The organism is Devosia sp. MC1541 (assembly GCF_012847305.1).
Taxonomy (GTDB): domain Bacteria; phylum Pseudomonadota; class Alphaproteobacteria; order Rhizobiales; family Devosiaceae; genus Devosia.
Genome location: NZ_JABBDZ010000012.1, coordinates 60499 through 75300 on the forward strand (window position 1 = coordinate 60499; position 14802 = coordinate 75300).

The 14802-nt window shown below is 57.4% G+C and carries 12 protein-coding genes; 6 read left to right on the plus strand and 6 right to left on the minus strand.

Translation table 11 applies throughout. The annotated features are described in order from the left end of the window. Nucleotides 1-44 precede the first annotated feature (44 nt). Nucleotides 45-899: a polyphosphate kinase 2 gene (gene ppk2 / locus HKD40_RS12935; RefSeq protein WP_169196189.1), complete on the plus strand. Its 855-nt coding sequence runs from the start codon at nt 45-47 to the stop codon at nt 897-899. Nucleotides 900-953: 54 nt separating this feature from the next. On the opposite strand, the gene HKD40_RS12940 is transcribed toward ppk2, so the two are convergent. Next, nucleotides 954-2195 (minus strand): aminopeptidase, encoded by a 1242-nt coding sequence (locus HKD40_RS12940; RefSeq protein ID WP_169196190.1) that lies wholly within the window; start codon nt 2193-2195, stop codon nt 954-956. 155 nt (nt 2196-2350) lie between these two features. On the opposite strand from HKD40_RS12940, the gene HKD40_RS18075 reads away from it, so the two are divergent. Then, nucleotides 2351-2473, plus strand: coding sequence for a hypothetical protein (locus tag HKD40_RS18075; RefSeq protein ID WP_282567611.1), 123 nt, complete (start codon nt 2351-2353; stop codon nt 2471-2473). A gap of 415 nt (nt 2474-2888) precedes the next feature. Beyond that, on the plus strand, nt 2889-4685 hold the full coding sequence (locus HKD40_RS12945) for an ABC transporter ATP-binding protein (RefSeq protein WP_169196191.1): 1797 nt from the start codon (nt 2889-2891) through the stop codon (nt 4683-4685). Between the two features lie 34 nt (nt 4686-4719). On the opposite strand, the gene HKD40_RS12950 is transcribed toward HKD40_RS12945, so the two are convergent. The 3 genes from HKD40_RS12950 to HKD40_RS12960 all read right to left on the minus strand — a co-directional run bounded on the left by HKD40_RS12950 (nt 4720) and on the right by HKD40_RS12960 (nt 7179). Next, nucleotides 4720-5265: a DUF924 family protein gene (locus HKD40_RS12950; protein WP_169196192.1), complete on the minus strand. Its 546-nt coding sequence runs from the start codon at nt 5263-5265 to the stop codon at nt 4720-4722. A gap of 61 nt (nt 5266-5326) precedes the next feature. Continuing rightward, nucleotides 5327-6250, minus strand: coding sequence for a VOC family protein (locus tag HKD40_RS12955; protein ID WP_169196193.1), 924 nt, complete (start codon nt 6248-6250; stop codon nt 5327-5329). A gap of 128 nt (nt 6251-6378) precedes the next feature. Further along, nucleotides 6379-7179, minus strand: coding sequence for a class D beta-lactamase (locus HKD40_RS12960; protein ID WP_169196194.1), 801 nt, complete (start codon nt 7177-7179; stop codon nt 6379-6381). Between the two features lie 30 nt (nt 7180-7209). Here HKD40_RS12960 and HKD40_RS12965 point away from each other — a divergent pair, with 30 nt between their 5' ends. The 3 genes from HKD40_RS12965 (at nt 7210) to HKD40_RS12975 (ending at nt 10787) form a co-directional block, all read left to right on the plus strand. Continuing rightward, nucleotides 7210-7803: a DNA-3-methyladenine glycosylase gene (locus HKD40_RS12965; protein ID WP_169196195.1), complete on the plus strand. Its 594-nt coding sequence runs from the start codon at nt 7210-7212 to the stop codon at nt 7801-7803. Nucleotides 7804-7893: 90 nt separating this feature from the next. Then, on the plus strand, nt 7894-9738 hold the full coding sequence (recQ, locus tag HKD40_RS12970) for a DNA helicase RecQ (protein ID WP_169196196.1): 1845 nt from the start codon (nt 7894-7896) through the stop codon (nt 9736-9738). 56 nt (nt 9739-9794) lie between these two features. After that, nucleotides 9795-10787 carry a heparan-alpha-glucosaminide N-acetyltransferase gene (locus HKD40_RS12975; RefSeq protein ID WP_169196197.1) on the plus strand — a complete coding sequence of 331 codons (993 nt, stop codon included), beginning with the start codon at nt 9795-9797 and terminating at the stop codon, nt 10785-10787. Between the two features lie 136 nt (nt 10788-10923). Here the strand turns inward: HKD40_RS12975 and HKD40_RS12980 are convergent, their stop codons facing one another. Together HKD40_RS12980 and HKD40_RS12985 are read right to left on the minus strand one after the other, a co-directional pair. Continuing rightward, nucleotides 10924-12825: an ABC transporter ATP-binding protein gene (locus tag HKD40_RS12980; RefSeq protein ID WP_169196198.1), complete on the minus strand. Its 1902-nt coding sequence runs from the start codon at nt 12823-12825 to the stop codon at nt 10924-10926. After that, entirely contained in the window at nt 12822-14672 is a 1851-nt protein-coding gene (locus HKD40_RS12985; protein WP_169196199.1) for an ABC transporter ATP-binding protein, read from the minus strand. The genes HKD40_RS12980 and HKD40_RS12985 overlap by 4 nt, the downstream gene beginning before the upstream one ends. Nucleotides 14673-14802 lie beyond the last annotated feature (130 nt).

Genomic DNA, 14802 nt, shown 5'->3' on the forward strand with positions numbered 1-14802 from the left:
CGAGCTTTCTATCACGCTCTATTTGACAATGGAGCGACAGCACGATGAGCGATGATCTCGACGGCTTTGATATCAACAATCCAGAACTCCCGCGCAGCATAAAGAAAGCAGCATTCTCGTCTGGTAGCTTTCCTTATCAAGATAAGCTAGGCGACGAGGAATACACAGAGCAGATGTATGCTCTGCAGAAACAACTTGTCCTGCATCAGGCGTTTATGAGCAAGGCCAAGACGAGAACAATTATTATTTTCGAGGGTCGAGACGCAGCCGGCAAGGGAGGAACGATCGAGCGGTTCGTTGAGAACCTCAATCGTCGCTACAACATGGTTGCTGCTCTTCCTAAGCCGAGCGACCGTGAAGCCACCCAATGGTACTTTCAACGTTACATCGACTGGTTTCCGGCGGCCGGAGAGATGGTTCTTTTTGACCGCTCTTGGTACAACCGCGCTGTCGTCGAGCCGGTAATGGGGTTTTGCACCCCAGAACAGACCGAACATTTCCTCGACGAGGCGCCCGAATTCGAGAAGCGCCTGACCAAAGACGGCATTAAAATATTCAAGCTCTGGTTGAGTATTGGCCGCGAAATGCAGCTCAAACGCTTCCATGACCGCCGCCATGATCCGCTTAAACAGTGGAAGCTGTCGCCGGTCGATTTAAAGGCGCTGGACAAGTGGGATGAATATTCTGCTGCCCGCGACGAAATGCTCCGGCGCACCGATAGCAAACACGCGCCTTGGACGATCATTCGCGCCAATGACAAAAACCGTCTGCGCCTCAATGCTATCCGCACCGTGCTGCACGGCTTGGACTATGACGGCAAAGACACCAAAGAGATCGGCAAGATCGACAACAAGCTCGTTCTCAATGCCGACGAGTTCTTGAAGCTCGACGGCGAGTAATAAAAAAAAGGCCCTCCCGGTGATCCCGAGAGGGCCTTTGTGGTTTGGCGTTGGTTAGAACGCCCATTCACCCTTGCGCATCACTGGCTCGCTCGACCCGTCAGCATTGACCCCGTCAATGTCGATCTGGTCCGAACCGATCATCCAGTCGATGTGGATGTTGGACGCATTGCCACCGCGCGCCGCGATCTCGTCCTTGGACAGGTTCTTTCCGTCCACGAAGCAATCGGCATAGCACTGGCCCTGCGCGATGTGGCACGAGGCGTTCTCGTCGTAGAGCGTGTTGAAGAACAGAATGCCCGAAGCCGAGATCGGCGAGGAATGCGGCACCAGCGCAACTTCGCCGAGGTGGCGCGCGCCTTCGTCGGTGTCGAGAACCTTGTTGAAGAGGTCGGCGTTCTTGGCCGACTTGAACTCCACGAGACGCCCGTTTTCAAAGCGCGCCTGCATTTCTTCGATCAGCGCACCATTGTGGCTCAGCGGCTTAGTGCCCGCGACATAGCCTTCAGCACGCAGCTTGTGCGGGGTGGTGAACACTTCTTCGGTTGGAATATTGGGGTTGCACGTCACGCCATTCTTGGCTTCCGACGCGCCGCCCTTCCACTTATGACCGTCGGCCAGACCGATGGTCAGGTCGGTGCCGGGACCGGTGTATTTGAGCGAAGCGAAGTTCTTTTCGTTCAGCCAGGTGTAGCGACGCTTAAGGTTGGCATTGTGCTCTTTCCAAGCGCCAATCGGATCGGCCTGATCCACACGGCTCGCCTTAAAGATGGCGTCCGCCAGCTTTGCGATTGCTTCTTCTTCGCTATCATTGGGGAAGACGAGCTTGGCCCAGGCCGGCGTTGGGTAGGAAACAATGTTCCAGTTGATGTCAAAGCCAGTGATCAGCTCCATCGCTGGCTTATAGGCCGCCGAATTGGCCCTCATAGCGCGCGAAACCTTGTCCGGGTCTTGGCCGGCAAGCATCATCGGATTGTCGCCCGAGATCGCGAGGCGCGCAGCATTCTTCTTGTAAGCCTCGGCCATGCCCGAATAGAGCCAGCCAGCGCTGTGATCAAAGCTGGCATCATTGCCATAGCGATAGCGTGCCAAGGTCGCTTCTTCATCGGAGTAGATGGTCGTGACCAAACCGGCACCGGCCTTATAGGCGTGCTCGGTGATGCGGCGCACCAGTGGCGCTGCCGTCATCGGTGCAGTGATAACCAGATCCTGCCCTTCAGCAAGCTGCAGACCCACTTTGATTGCGACTTCGCCGAGCTTGTCGAGCTTGACCGGATCGATGGGAGAATTGCTCACGGGGAGTGCCTTCGTCTTTTGAATCGTTGGGGGGAGCCTACTGCTCTCGCGCCAACAACGCCACACTTCGAAATCGGAAAATTTGTTGACTTAAATCAAAGTTTCGAGGGCTCGGGAGGTTCAAACCAAGGACATCTAAACCACGGAGTAAAGCCATGAGCATGACAGTCTTAATCGTTGGTGTTCTTGCATTTTTTGGTACTTTTGCCGGCGTAATCGGCTATGTGCAGTACCAGACGCGTGGCATGGCAGCACCGGGTTCGCTGCCAGTTCAATAAAGATCAACTTCGCTGTTCGGGGGGACGGCGATGAGAGTGGGGTGGGCCGGCTCTGTGCCTGCAGGGCCTGACGCTAACCTGCGCCCCGCCCCACTCACCTTTATTGTGACACGGTTGCATCACCAGCCGATCAGAAAATTTCAGCCACTTGGCAGCGACACTGGGTTGTTCTAGAACCCGGTGTCGCTTCATTCTTTTTAAGGGAGACGTCTGATGAACTCATCTGTGTATCGCTCCCTTCCGGGAATTAGCTTCCGCTAAGACGCCCCGGCCGGGCATGTTTAATGCCCACTTCTTCCCAATTTTCCCAGCAGTCCGATTGGCCCTTTGGCCTCCCGTTTCTTCGGTCCCCGACTGCTCATTCAAAATTCCGTTTTGAGGAACCGACGCCGGAGAGCGGGGTCGGTGGACGCAAATGACTCGCAAGAAACTCGATTTCCGAGCGGACGCTTTCAGAAACGTGCTGGGGTTCACCTTCCGGCATTGGAAAGGCCAACCGGTTCGTATTGCTACAATCATGGGTCTCGTCATGCTGGCCACTTTGGCCGAAGCGATGAGCCCAATCTTTGCTGGCCGCCTCGTGGATGCGGTCGCCGGTCAAGGCAATGACGCGGTCACAGCCGCGATCACGGCCTTCGTGACGATGAGCAGCCTTTATCTGTTCTCCGTCATCATGCGGCAGCTGACGTTTTTCAACATCATCAAGCTGACGCTCAAAATGATGGGCGAAATCGCCTCGAGCGCTTTCCATCGCGTCCAGCGCTTCTCGACCGATTGGCACGCCAACAGCTTTGCCGGCTCAACCGTCCGCAAGATCACGCGTGGCATGTGGGCGCTCGATCTGATGAACGACACTCTGCTCGTGGCACTCGTCCCTTCGCTCACCATGCTGGTTGGCGCGACCATTATTCTGGGTCTGCAGTGGCCAGTGATGGGCCTGCTCGTTGGCGTTGGCTCCATTATCTACATCACCGTCACGCTTACCCTCTCCACCGGCTACGTTGCCCCTGCGGCAACGCTGGCCAATGCCTGGGACACCCGCATGGGTGGCGCTCTTGCCGATGCGGTCAGCTGCAATTCGGTGGTCAAGGCCTTTGGCGCTGAACACCGCGAGGAAAATCGCCTCTTGGGCGTTATTCGCAAGTGGGACAGCCGCACCCGTCGCACATGGCAGCGCGGCACCATCAATGGTGGTGTGCAGGGCCTGATGATGGCGATGATGCAGACCGCCATTCTGGGCCTTGTCATCTGGCTGTGGACGCAAGGGGAAGCAACCCCGGGCGACATCGCTTTTGTGCTCTCGATGTTCTTCCTGCTCTCGGGCCATTTGCGCGACGTGGGCCACCACATCCGCAATCTGCAGAAGTCGGTCAACGATATGGAAGAGCTGGTCAATCTCTATAGCCAGCCGCTCGGCATTGATGACAAGCCCGGTGCTACGCCCATCAAGATCACCGAAGGCGCGATCGCATTCAACGACGTGCGCTTCCAGTATGGCTCGCATCAAACCCCGCTGTACGACAATTTCTCGGTGTCGATTAAGCCGGGCGAACGGGTTGGCCTCGTGGGGCACTCGGGCTCGGGCAAGACCACTTTCGTCAAGCTGATCCAGCGCCTTTATGACGTCAACGGTGGTTCTGTGACCATCGATGGTCAGAACATTGCCGAGCATCAGCAGGCTTCGCTCCGTGCGCAACTCGCTATCGTTCAGCAAGAGCCGATCCTCTTCCACCGCACTCTGGCAGAAAACATCTCTTATGCGCGCCCCGGCGCAAGCTTGAGCGAAGTGATGGAAGCGGCCAAGCAGGCCAATGCGCACGACTTCATCATGCGTCTGCCCAAGGGCTATGAGACCATGGTGGGCGAACGCGGGGTGAAACTGTCGGGCGGCGAGCGTCAGCGCGTTGCCATCGCACGCGCATTCTTGGCTGATGCACCCGTACTGATCCTCGACGAGGCCACCTCCAGCCTCGACAGTGAAAGTGAAGTGATGATCCAGGAGGCGATGGAGCGCCTCATGGAAGGGCGCACCACTTTGGTGATCGCGCACCGTCTCTCCACCGTTCGCGCGCTCGATCGTCTGTTGGTTTTCGACAAGGGCGAGATCGTTGAAGAAGGGAGCCACAATTCCCTCATCCGCCTCGACGGCGGCATCTATCGCCGTCTCTTTGAGCGGCAGGCGCTAGAACTCACCAAAGGCCTAATCGACTAATAAAAAGGGCACCCTCAGGTGCCCTTTCTCATTCTTAGAACATGCGGTCGCCAGCGGCCTCGATATAGGCCGTTTCCTCAGGCGTATTCTTGCGCCCCAGTGCGGCGTTGCGCTTGGGGAAGCGACCGAATTTGGCGATCGTATCGCGGTGCTCTTTCATGAAGTTGAGCGTGCCTTCGTCGCCATAAAGTCCGTAAAGGCGAACGCCTTCATCCTGAACGACAAGGCTTTCTGCGTGCATATGGGGCATATAGAAAAACGTCGCCCAAGCATGGTCCACCGCGTCATCTGCGCCAGCGGACACGGCCTCTTGGGCGAGCGCCAGTGCCATCTTGTCCTGCGCAAAAGCCTCAGGCTTGCCGCGATGCAATTGGCGGGAGAACTGGTCGAGCACAATAATCTCAGCCAAGCGCCCTTCAGGCGTTTCGCGCCAGTGCCACGCTTCCCCGCGCGCCACTTCGGCGTGGAGTTCTGTGAAGCGCGCCGCTAGCTTTTCGTCAAAGGCAGGATCGCCGCCAAACCAATCTTTCGGCCCATGCTCGACGAACCAGAAATCGAGTACGGCTTTTGCATCCTGCATGAAAACGCTCCTAGGCAATGAAATTGGACCACCTTCATATCGAAGATGGTCCAACGGGTCATTAAGCAACGAGTTCGAGACGGATGCGGTTGCCGAAGGGGTCTTGGGTCTCAAGATCATTTCCGACCACTGCAACCGGAGCCCCTGCCTTTTCAAGGCGCGCCTTGAGTGCGGCAAGGCTATCGGCATCCGGCAGACGGATGGTGAACCATTTCAGACCCGCAGCGCCCGCTGGGGGCAGGGGTGCATTTGGCCCGGCCCAGACGTTAAACGCCAGACTGTGGGGCATGTAGTCGAGACCAACATCCCCCATCCCATAGGAGTGGATCAGCAGGAACCCGGCAAAGCCGACGACGTCACGATAAAAGTCCATCGCCTTGTTGAGATCATTGACATGAACATGGACGTGACCAATGCGCGTGCCCGCAGCCATGCGTGGCAAAAGCACAGGGTTGCTGCCAAGCTCGCCAAGAAGACCATCGAGATCAATCGGGTCGCGGCCAGAATGGAGCTTGCCATCGGTGGTGACTGCATAGGACTCGCCCTTATCGGGGTCATTCAACGTGCCGCGCCATGGTGTTTCAAGCGTAATCTCGATGCCATTCCCATCCAGATCCCAGAGATAGATGGCTTCCGAGACAAGGTGGTCGGTCGGCGAAATGCGGACATTGCGCTGCAGCGCACGAACCGCCATCTGCGCCAGTTCTGCGCGCGACACGACATGCAGCGCAACGTGATAGAGGCCGATTGTGCGTGGCACGACCGGGCGATTGGCCCCGGTTTCAAGGACAATCAACGGAACCCCGCCCGCGCCAAGGGTGAGCAGATTACCCTCTTCCGAGATCAAATCGAGCCCAACAACATCCTGCCAGATGGCGAGGGCCTTGTTGCGTTCGGTAACGGCGATATGGACAGGACCAAGCGTCGTGGTCAGTGGAAGCACCGGCTTGGAGCGAACATTAGTCTGTACAGATGCGTCGATCATTTCGTGCCTCCTTCGGCAAAATCATTGACCCTGATGTAGTCCGTTCCGGCGTTCACACAAAGCGGCCGACGCCGAAGGCTTCGTTCGATAGACTATACCCAATCAAATCCACGACAGACGTTCTACCGTCACGGCGCATCAAAAGGGGAGATCAAGCGCAAGTCCGCCAGAAGCGCGTCCCGCGCGATCACACCGATGCTGCCGGAGCGTCTCTGTGTCTCTTGGTTGAGGCGCACGACAACATAGGTCTCCTGTCCCTTTTGCGCCCACCCAACATACCAGCCCCAGCCCCTCGCGTAATCAAAGCTTTGGTCGGCGCGACGAGGATAGGCGGAACCGGTTTTGCCATAAACAGCCCAGCCATTGACGGCGCCACCGGGCTGCACTAGCGCACGCGCATTCGCCTGTGCCTGCGCGCTCACGGGAAGCTGGTTCTTTAACAGATCGAGCAGAAAGCGAGCCTGATCGCGCGGCGAGATGAGCAGCGAGGAGGACACCCAAGCGCGGTCGAGACCATTGTTCTTTCCCTCATCGCCGGAAAAATCGGCATTGCCATAGCCAAAGCTGCGGGCATAGCGGGTGAGAACCTCTGGGCCAAGAAAGCGCGCTATGCGCTGGGAATACCAAAGCGTTGATTTGATCATCCATTGGGTCGGATTGGTGTTTTCTTGCCAATTGGCGCCCCAATCGGGATCGCCTTTGAAAAACTCCAGAACGGGTTCGTTTGGGGTTTTGATGCAACCTGCGTCGAACCCCATCACCGCGAGAGGGACTTTAAACGTAGAAGCAGGCGTGACTGGCGTCGTGCAATCGCCGCGCTCAAAGACAATCGCGCCGGTCTGCACATCGCTCACCAGTGTGCACACCTCTTTGGCCTGGGCAGGAGCCCAAAGTGCCAACGCCACGATCAATGATAGTATAATGCGCATACGCCCCTCCACAGCCGGCCTCAAAAACGAATGACAAAAGCGACAGAAGTAGGACCAGAACCTGTGCCGACACTTGAGCCGAGCTTTTTCATGCGCCCCGCTGTGGTCGTTGCGCCTGCCCTGCTTGGCGTCACCCTGCTCATCAACGGTGTTGGCGGAATTATTGTCGAGACTGAGGCCTACGCGCCCAACGATCCCGCGTCGCACAGTTTTCGTGGTCCCACACCGCGCAACCAAGCCATGTTCGGCCCACCGGGGCACGCCTATGTCTACCGCATCTACGGCATGCATTGGTGCCTTAACTTTGTCTGCGACAGCGGCCACGCCGTCCTTATCCGCGCCCTTCAACCCACCACCGGGATTGAGATAATGGCCGAAAGGCGCGGCACCATTGTCACCAAGCAATTGTGCTCGGGGCCGGGAAAGCTGGCGCAGGCCTTGGGGGTGACCAAAGCTCTCGATGGCGCGCCGCTTTGTGCCCCAAATGCCCATTTGGTGCCCACCGACGAGCCCATAAGTGCCAGCACTGGGCCTAGAATTGGCCTATCAAAGGCCATTGAGGTGCCATGGCGTTTTGGGCTCATGGGCTCCCCCTTCTTGAGCCGCCCTTTTCCCAAGTCGTAATGCCTCGCTTCGGGCTGCAATCTGGGCATGATCCATCACAAGGCCGCTGCAAGTGTTGCCACCCAGACTCACCCGTGATTCAAGGGTGACGTGGAAGCCATTGAGTCTCATGATCTGTTCTCGCCCCAACGCCAGCAGCGCCCGACGCCGCTGGCAGTTCTGCGCGATATATTTGGGCACAAGAACTTCCGTGGCCAGCAAGGCGATGTGATCGAACACGTCGTTGGCGGGGGCGATGCTGTCGTTCTCTTCCCAACTGGCGCTGGTAAATCAATGTGTTACCAGATCCCAGCCATCTGCCGCCCCGGCGTTGGCATCGTCGTTTCTCCCCTCATCGCCCTGATGCGCGATCAAGTGGAAGCGCTCAAACAAGCCGGTGTCGCTGCCGCTGCGTTGAACTCCTCCCTCACGGCCGAAGAATCCGCTGAAGTGCGCAGAAAGCTGCGACGCGGCGAATTGGACCTGCTCTATGTGGCACCCGAACGCGTGGCCACACCGGGCTTTGCGCAGATGCTAGGTGATTGTGAAATCAGCCTATTTGCCATCGACGAAGCCCACTGCGTGAGCCAATGGGGCCATGACTTCCGCCCTGAATATCGCGAACTCATTCATTTGGTTGAGCTTTTTCCGGGCGTGCCGCGTATTGCGCTGACCGCGACAGCCGACCCGTCGACCCGCGAAGACATTATCGAACGCTTGGGGCTTGAGCAGGCCGAGGTCTTCACCACCAGCTTTGACCGCCCCAATATTTCCTATTCGATTGTCGAGCGCGATAAGGCGCGCGAGCAGCTTTATGATTTCCTCTCCAGCCATCGCGGCGAAAGTGGCATCGTTTATTGCCTCAGCCGCGCCAAGGTTGAAGACCTTGCCGATTGGCTAGAGCGTAAGGGGATCAAGGCTTTACCCTATCATGCCGGGATGAGTTCCGACCGCCGCAGCGCCCATCAGGACGCCTTCCTCAAGGAAGAAGGCCTTTGTCTTGTGGCCACCGTGGCCTTTGGCATGGGCATCGATAAGCCCGACGTGCGCTATGTGGCGCATATGGATTTGCCTTCATCTATCGAGGCTTACTACCAGGAAACCGGCCGCGGCGGACGCGACGGCCAGCCCGCCGATGCCTGGATGAGCTATGGCATGGCCGATGTGGTGCAGCGTCGCCGAATGATCGACGAGGGCAATGCGCCCGACGAGATCAAGCGCCTAGAGCATAGCAAGCTCAATGCCTTGCTCGGTGTCTGCGAAACCGCAGGCTGCCGTCGACAAGCCATTCTCAACCACTTTGGCGAAGCTCATCCGGGAAAATGCGGTAATTGCGACACCTGCCGCTCACCGGTCGAAAGTTGGGACGGCACCGAGGCCGCGATCAAGGCTTTGGCCGCGATCTATCGGACCGGAATGCGGTTCGGCGCAGCCCATGTGATCGATGTACTGACGGGCAAAGAAACCGAGAAAATCCAACGCTTTGGCCATCAACACCAGAAGGTTTTTGGTCAAGGTAAAGAGCTCGACGCCAAAAGCTGGCAGTCCGTCATCCGCCAGTTGACGGCACAAGGTCTGATCATCGTCGACCACGCCAACCATGGGGCGCTGACACTCTCCGAAAATGCAGGGCTGGTATTTAAGCGCGAACGCACGGTGATCTTGCGCAAGGACCGCCCGAAGAAGGCCCTTGAGGTTCGCCGTTCGCTGCAAAAGGCGGTTGAGCTACCAGCCGAATGCCAGCCCCTATTTGACGCGCTGCGCGAAGAGCGCCTGCGCCTCGCCAAGCTGCAAGGCGTTCCACCATATGTGATTTTCCATGATGCGACGCTTCGCGCCATGGCTCTCGCACGGCCTACACACCCTCATGATATGCTGAACCTTCCCGGCGTTGGCCAAGGCAAGCTTGATCGGTATGGCGAAGACTTTTTGGCGGTCGTTCGCGCTAACATCTAAAACCACGGCCAGTTCGCAAATCCAAAGCGTCTCGGCGCAATTCGAGAAGGTGTTCTATGGAATTGGGCAAGAGCGGCAAGGGTAGTCGGCTCCAGATCGTGGACGTCGCGCGCGGCGTAGCGATCATCGCTATGGTCATCTACCACCTCTTCTGGGACCTCTCTTACTTTCGCATCTTCCCAGTTGACGTAGGCTATGACCCGGGGTGGGTGTTTTTCGCGCGGTCCATACTGTTTACATTCATGTTTCTGGTCGGCGTAGGGCTGGTCTTGGGCCATGGAACGGGTGTGCGTTGGCGTTCATTTTGGAAGCGCTGGGCCTTTGTGGCCGCAGGTGCGGCCATCATAACCGTTTCCACCTACTTAACTTTTCCCGACACCTTCGTCTATTTCGGCGTTCTCCACGCTATAGCTGCCGTCAGTGTTTTGGCGCTGCCGTTCCTCTTCACGCCACTCTGGCTGACTGGACTGGCAGGGCTCATCATCGCAATCCTGCCCTTCGTTTTCACCAACCCCTTCTTTGATCAGAAGATCACCAGCTGGATCGGATTTTCTGCGGTACCGCCTCCGGCGAATGATCTCGTCCCCCTGTTTCCATGGCTCGGCGTTGCGCTGCTCGGCGTAGCAGCGATGCGGTCTATCCGCGCCAACGAATGGGACGCTCGCTTGGCGCAACTCAACTCAACCGCTGCTGTCGCTCGAGGGCTGGCCTTCTTGGGCCGCTGGAGCCTTCTTATCTATCTGCTGCATCAACCTATTTTACTGGGCGTATTGACGCCTCTCGCTGGGGCATTAGGGACACAGGAGGCGGCCCGGGAGATTGAGTTTTTGTCGGCCTGTCAGACCACCTGCGAAACCAATGGCACGACGGCTGAACAATGCGCCATCTACTGCCAATGTGGGCTCGCAGGTATCGAGCGCGACCAGCTTTGGGACCCGATTTATTCCGGCGTTTTCAATGACGAACAGCAAGACAATCTTGATGCAAACAATCGCCAGTGCTCGGTGCTGATCTATCCGGAGTTGGAAGGAACGCTACCCGAATTGTGAGGTTCTTTTGTGGGCGGCGTGTCAGCCCCCTCACCCGACCCCTGGCCGACCAAACCTCAACACCGTCCTTACCACCAGATCAAGTCGGGTGATGACGGGGTTGAGGGGGCGGGGCGGTACGGGACGTTCGCGGCGGCTAAGTGCTTGCCGCTTTGGCATTGGCGGAAGCGACCAGTTCGTCGGGAATGTCGTCGAAGCTGGCGTAGTTCATATTGTAGAGCTTTGAGTACAGCCCACCCAACTCCATGAGCTGGTTGTGATTACCCTCTTCGATCTTTTCGCCGTTTTGCAACACGATGATGCGGTCAGCGCCACGGATGGTGGCAAGGCGATGGGCGATAACCATGCCTGTGCGACCCTTGAGCAAGATTTCGAGCGCCTTTTGGATTTGGCGTTCGGTGTAGCTGTCGATATTGGCGGTCGCCTCGTCGAGGACGAGAATTTTCGCATCGGCCACTAGCGCGCGGGCAAAGCTGAGCAATTGGCGTTGGCCGAGTGAAAAGTTTGAGCCTCGTTGTTCCAACGGGGTGTCATAGGCTTCAGGAAGACGAGCGATAAAATCATGCGCGCCGACGGCTTTGGCAGCGGCAATGACGTCGTCACGGGTAGCCGTCAACTTGTTGTAGCGAATGTTTTCGAAAATGGTGCCGGTGAAGAGGAAGGGCTCCTGCAAAACCATGGCCACCTGCGCCCCAAGGCTCTCTTGGGTCACGTCGCGTACATCGTGACCACCGACAATCACCGCCCCGTCCTGCACTTCGTAAAAGCGATGAACGAGCGACATGGCCGAGGTTTTGCCAGAACCCGTTGGGCCAACGAGAGCAACGGTTTCGCCTGGGTTGACCTTGAACGAGACGTTCTTCAACACCGGGCGCTTTGGATCATAGCCGAAAACGACGTTGCGGAATTCGACTGAGCCATCCATGTCAGCGCCGAGGGTTTTGGCATCTGGCTTGTCGTCGATGACCACTGGCAAGTCGATGACTTCCATAATGCGACGCCCTGACGTCATGGCGCGCTGCATGATGGAATATTGCATTGTCAGCGAGCGGATCGGATCAAAAAAGCGCTGGATATAGAACAGGAAGGCGACGATGACGCCGACCTGCAAATTGCCATTGAGGACCATGGCGCCGCCGACGACGATAACAGTCGCCATGGAAATGCCGGTGAGGCTATCCACGATTGGTACCATGACCTGCGCATATTTCGAGCCGGTCAGTTGAGTGCGCAAATTGGCATAGGCCTTATCGTCATAGAGGTCGAAATTGACCCGCTGACGATCAAGGTTCTGCACAGTTCGAACGCCATTGATGCCTTCGGCCATAGCGCCTGCTGTGGTCGAATTAGTCTCATGCGCGGCCCAGAAAGCGCGTTTGGCCGGAGGCAACCAGAAGAGGCGGACGACAAACAGGATCGGCATAGTGACAAGCGTCAGAAGCCCCAGCCATGGATCAAGCGTCAGCAGCACGATGACAATGCCGAAGAGCAGAACAATGTCCCCGACGGAAATGATGGAGGTTTCCAGAAACTCCTGCATCGAGTTCACATCGCCCTGTAGGCGCGACATGAGACGACCGACCTCGGTCTTATCCATATAGCTCAGCGAGACGCGCTGTAGCTGGGCCATCATGGCGCGGCGCATGTCGAAAAGGACATTCTCGGCTACGTCACCGACCTGCTTTTCTTGCGTATAGGAGGCGACATAGTTCACCAAAATGGCAATGGAGAAAGCCACTAAGGCGGAGATGAGATTGTTGGTATTGCCACCTGCGCTCATGCCGCTGTCGATGGCATTGCCAATAATCAGTGGGATAGCGAGCTGGGAGCCAGTGAACACCAGCACAGAGGCCACCGAGATATAGATCTTTTTCCTGTAAGGCCGGACATAGGCCCAGATGCGTCGCACGGTTTGCGGATCATAGGCTTTACCAAACACTTCTTCTTCGACGCGATGGCTGCCAACCGAAGCGCGTGGGGGGCGCTGTCCGGGGAAAGTGGCGGTATCGCGCTCGTCGTCGGTCTCAATGACGCTCATTCTACGGCCCCTTCCAACTCTTCGGTGGGACGGGTCTGCAGATCGTAAAGGGCGGCATAGCGCCCGTTGAGCGCCAGCAGCTGATCATGTGTGCCCCGTTCAACAATCCGGCCATCTTCAAGGAAGAGGATGAGGTTGGCATGCATGAGCGAGGAAAGGCGATGAGCGATTATCATGGTGACACGATCAGAAGCGTAGCGGCGGATAGCGCTGCGAATACGGTGTTCGGTCCCCGCATCAATAGCGGCGGTTGAATCGTCGAACACCATAACCGCCGGTTTCAATACGAGGGCGCGGGCGATGGAGAGGCGCTGGCGCTGGCCGCCAGACAAGGACACGCCACGCTCGCCGACGACTGTGTCGTAATCGGCAGGCAGGCCCGCGATATAATTGTGCAATTGAGCGCTCTCAGCAGCGCGTTCGATCTTGCGCTCCTTGGCCCACGGGTCGCCATAGGCGATGTTGTTTTCAATCGTGGTCGTGAAGAGGAAGCTATCCTGCTGAACCACGGCTACCGAACGCCGCAGACTTTCGAGAGTCACCTTGCGCACGTCCTGCCCATCAATGGTGACGCGGCCAGAGGTGACATCGTAAAAGCGCGGAATAAGATGGGCGAGCGTGGATTTTCCTGAACCCGGCGCTCCCACGATACCGACAGTTTGACCTGCGTGCGCTTCAAAGGAAACACCGTTGAGGGTTGGGACGGTCATGCCCGGATAGGTGAAATGCACATCTTCAAAGCGCAGCGTCCCCTTGGAAACCTTGAGCGGGGTCGCGTGGGGCAAGTCTTTGATTTCTATGGCTTCATCGAGGAAGCCGAAGAAGCGCTCGCCGCATGTGGAGGCACGGGCGAAGGAATTGACCATCATGCCAAGCTGGCGCACCGGCATTTGCAAAATGGTCATGAAAGTCAGGAAACTGGCCAGCGTGCCAATGCTGATCTCGCCTGCGATGACCTTATTGCCGCCAAACCACAGCACAAGCGCCATGGAAATGAAGAAAGACAGGTTCATCGCCGAGGTGGATTTGACGCGGATTTTCACGCGGTCATGCGCCAAGGCCAGCGCTTCGGCTGAGGCCGTGTCGAATTTATCCATTTCGTATTTTTGGCCGGAGAAGGCGCGGACGACGCGGATACCGCCGAGGTTTTCTTCCATGACGCGGGTCATCACCGCGAGCTTTTTTTGCAGAACCAGCCAGGTGGAGCGCAAGGTGAGCTGTGCGATGGAGGAGTTCCAGGCGACGAACGGGACGAAGCTCAGCGCCAATACCGCCAGCAGAGGATCTGTCGAGAACAGCATGTAAGCGCCAATCCCGAGCAGCACGCAGAACAGAAAGACGCGGATAATACCGGTCGAGAAAAAGACGCGGATGCCTTCAAGATCGAGCAGGCCGATGGTGATCAAGTCGCCGGAGTGGACCCGGTCGTGATAAGAATAGGAAAGCCGCTGGACCTTTTCGTAAAAGGCCAAGCGCAGCTCATAGCCGACATAGTGGGTGACGCTTTCGGCGTAATAGTTCTGAACCAGCGTGAACAGGCCGCGCAGCACAGAGACAACGAACAAAGTTACCGCTGTCCAAAGCAGCGCCTCCTGCGCCCCCTCGCCCGCCACCGTCAGCACATGTTGTGCCTGATCTATGGCCTGCCCCAAAAGCCTAGGGATCAGCAATTGCAGGGTGGCGGCGATCAACGTCGCGCCGATCGCAAAACTGGCCTGCCAATAGTGACGGAGAGAATAGATCGCGATACGCAACAGGGGGCTTTGCCCCTTGCCACTATGGGCCGCAGCGACATGAGTTCGTGCATCACCGCGTGAACGTTCGCGGCCAGCCTTGAGGGTAATCAAGGGACTAATCCAGAAATAGTGTGGGGCCCGAAGGGGAGGCGGAAACCGGCGACCAACGATCGGGCAAATCAACTCGCCTCTCTATAAGAGGCCGAATAGACTTACCATTCAAGATGCATTTAGCGCAAAA

Excerpts from the sequence above, each read along its gene's own strand:
- ppk2 (WP_169196189.1), top strand. The coding sequence starts at position 45 with ATGAGCGATGATCTCGACGGCTTTGATATCAACAATCCAGAACTCCCG.
- HKD40_RS18075 (WP_282567611.1), top strand. The coding sequence starts at position 2,351 with ATGAGCATGACAGTCTTAATCGTTGGTGTTCTTGCATTTTTTGGTACT.
- HKD40_RS12945 (WP_169196191.1), top strand. The coding sequence starts at position 2,889 with ATGACTCGCAAGAAACTCGATTTCCGAGCGGACGCTTTCAGAAACGTG.
- HKD40_RS12950 (WP_169196192.1), bottom strand. The coding sequence starts at position 5,265 with ATGCAGGATGCAAAAGCCGTACTCGATTTCTGGTTCGTCGAGCATGGG.
- HKD40_RS12955 (WP_169196193.1), bottom strand. The coding sequence starts at position 6,250 with ATGATCGACGCATCTGTACAGACTAATGTTCGCTCCAAGCCGGTGCTT.
- HKD40_RS12960 (WP_169196194.1), bottom strand. The coding sequence starts at position 7,179 with ATGCGCATTATACTATCATTGATCGTGGCGTTGGCACTTTGGGCTCCT.
- HKD40_RS12965 (WP_169196195.1), top strand. The coding sequence starts at position 7,210 with ATGACAAAAGCGACAGAAGTAGGACCAGAACCTGTGCCGACACTTGAG.
- HKD40_RS12975 (WP_169196197.1), top strand. The coding sequence starts at position 9,795 with ATGGAATTGGGCAAGAGCGGCAAGGGTAGTCGGCTCCAGATCGTGGAC.
- HKD40_RS12980 (WP_169196198.1), bottom strand. The coding sequence starts at position 12,825 with ATGAGCGTCATTGAGACCGACGACGAGCGCGATACCGCCACTTTCCCC.